This is a genomic window from Bradyrhizobium sp. URHD0069 (assembly GCF_000701345.1).
Taxonomy (GTDB): Bacteria; Pseudomonadota; Alphaproteobacteria; order Rhizobiales; family Xanthobacteraceae; genus Bradyrhizobium.
Genome location: NZ_JNIJ01000115.1, coordinates 1 through 2,158 on the forward strand (window position 1 = coordinate 1; position 2,158 = coordinate 2,158).

Here is a 2,158-nt window from a genome sequence, read left to right on the forward strand (position 1 = left end):
CGATCAAACCTGCTTCCAATCGCGCATGCTTTTCCAGGTCGAGCCTCTCGGCCTCCCGGCGATCCGACTCATACTTGTCGACCGGAGTGAGATTGGCTTTCTGAGCCATTGCTTACCCTCCCCCTTTTTCCGTGACAGAAGCCAACGGGACGCCGGTTGAGTTCGTTCCGTGGCGCTCCCAAAAAGAAAAAGCCTTGAGCTTACCGCTCCTCGTCCGGACACACCCAGACGTAAGGCGGCGATCTCAGGGGAAGCTTTATTCATTGTCGACTAAACTGCCGATCAGTCGGACGAGCGCTTGATGCTCGGGCCCAGCATTGCCTTTTCGCAGAAACTCCCCCAGCTCGATGCGGGTGAGCTTACCGCCAGAAGGCTCGTTGCCCTGTGCAGAACGAATACCTGATTGTCGTCACGGCATAGTAGCCATTGGTCACCGTTTTCGCTGCGGTAAATCTCTCGTTCCTTGCTCGGCATCGGCTCATCCTCGTCACGGCGCATGGTGCGGTTGAAAGAGGCCGCCAACTGAGGCGGCGCCGTCGTTCGGTAGTGTCTCAGTTTGAGAGCTGAACTTTTGTGCTTAGGACTTGCGTTTTTTCAAAACGCAGGGCGAAGGGGCGGTTAAGAACTACGCACTGGGCGCGCCCACTGCCCTCCGACCCAGGCGTCCAGTGTGAACCCCGCCCGAGCCCCCAAAGCCTGGCGGGGTTCTCTTATGTGGTACTGGCCGAAATAGGCCGCTCGCGGCCTTACTCTTGGTCGGCAGCGTTTTCAAAAACTCGACATATTGACATCCCGCCATTAGGCGCTTGTCGGGCCCTTAACCAACTCAAGGACCGCTATCATTTTGAACTTAGGCCAACCCGATGGTTGAAACAGGCCGAGCCGGCCCTTCACACAACCACTATGATTATGATCAGCGCCTTACTTCGGCGGCTGAAGCTCGCCCTTTAACCAGCCCATTGCCTTATCGGTTTTCAGTGGATCTGGGCCATCACATTCGAAGCACTGGAGCTTGCGCGGTCCCTTGCCACCAGGAGGCAGCGCTAGGATCAAGAAGGCCCCGCACTTGGGGCAGGTCGGTCGTTCAGCTTGGCCCATATGATAATTTTGCCGCCACTCAGGTTATCCGTCAATTCAAATTGAAGCCACTGCGGGAACGGTTTTCGGGCTGGCGAATTGTATGGATGTGCCGTTCCTGCCGGTCGGCACAGTCACCTACCCCAACGGCCTCAGCTCTCCCCCTGCGCTGGGGCCGTTGTTCATGGAGGCGAATATGGGCCGCGGAATCCTACTCTGGCTGCTGGGAGTGCCTATTCCCATCATCATCTTGCTGTGGTTGTTCTTCGGCCGCTAACCCAGCGAACCTTGAGCTTGGCCCCCGCGCTGGGGCCGTTTCTTGGCTATTGAAGGCTACATATTTGCCGCGCTTCATCGCCAGCGCTACCGCTCCTTCGTCCGGATGCACCCACCGATAAGGCGTAATCTCCCGCGTCACGGTCAGCTTGATCATGTGCACCGGCGCGTACCGGGCCTTCCTCCACGATCGCCATTTGAGCGCGGCCTCTAGGCCCACGGAACATTCCGCGAACGGCTTCGTTACCCGCTCCAAAGAAGGAGCTTCATCATGAGTAATCCGAAAACGGAACCACCCGATAACACGCAAAAAAATCCCGACGAGTGGGTATCGGGTGATGACCCGATGACCGGAGCGCAGGCGTCGTATCTGAAAACCCTGTGCGAGCAAGCGGGCACTCCCGAGCTATTCGACGACAGCCTGACGAAGGCGGAAGCCTCGAAGTTGATAGACGAGATGCGTGAGAAGGCCAACGTTGCGTAGGGAGCGTGCCATGGAAGAACCGATGATGACTGAGGAGCAGCGGGACGAAATCAAAAGCCTCTGTCAGAAAGCGAATGTGCCGGACAAATCGGGCGAGCTCCTTACCCAGGAAGGCGCACAACATTTTATCGACGACCTTAAGAAGCAGATGGCGGAGCGGAAGTAGCCGTGCCTGCCGGTAGAATAAAACGTCGAAGGAAACACTAGAGAATGGATGGTCACTGGCGTTCGCATGCGCCGGGAAGGCCGATCCTCCATCTCTTCTCATCCTCTCGCAGACCTCGGCGGGTGGAAGGGTGTGGGGTTACATCATTGCGCGAT

The 2,158-nt window shown here is 57.4% G+C and carries 3 protein-coding genes; all 3 read left to right on the top strand.

Going from position 1 to position 2,158, the window contains the following annotated elements:
• Positions 1-1,180 precede the first annotated feature (1,180 nt).
• Positions 1,181-1,354 carry a hypothetical protein gene (locus tag N554_RS40590; RefSeq protein ID WP_156042202.1) on the top strand — a complete coding sequence of 58 codons (174 nt, stop codon included), beginning with the start codon at positions 1,181-1,183 and terminating at the stop codon, positions 1,352-1,354.
• 270 nt (positions 1,355-1,624) lie between these two features.
• Positions 1,625-1,837 carry a DUF3072 domain-containing protein gene (locus N554_RS0130440; RefSeq protein ID WP_029586891.1) on the top strand — a complete coding sequence of 71 codons (213 nt, stop codon included), beginning with the start codon at positions 1,625-1,627 and terminating at the stop codon, positions 1,835-1,837.
• Positions 1,838-1,847: 10 nt separating this feature from the next.
• Positions 1,848-2,003, top strand: a complete 156-nt coding sequence (locus tag N554_RS40595) for a hypothetical protein (RefSeq protein ID WP_156041818.1) — start codon at positions 1,848-1,850, stop codon at positions 2,001-2,003.
• The last annotated feature ends 155 nt before the right edge of the window (positions 2,004-2,158 follow it).

Bases quoted from the DNA above. Each gene is read 5' to 3' on its own strand.
- N554_RS40595 (WP_156041818.1), top strand. From the start codon at position 1,848: ATGGAAGAACCGATGATGACTGAGGAGCAGCGGGACGAAATCAAAAGC.
- N554_RS40590 (WP_156042202.1), top strand. From the start codon at position 1,181: ATGGATGTGCCGTTCCTGCCGGTCGGCACAGTCACCTACCCCAACGGC.
- N554_RS0130440 (WP_029586891.1), top strand. From the start codon at position 1,625: ATGAGTAATCCGAAAACGGAACCACCCGATAACACGCAAAAAAATCCC.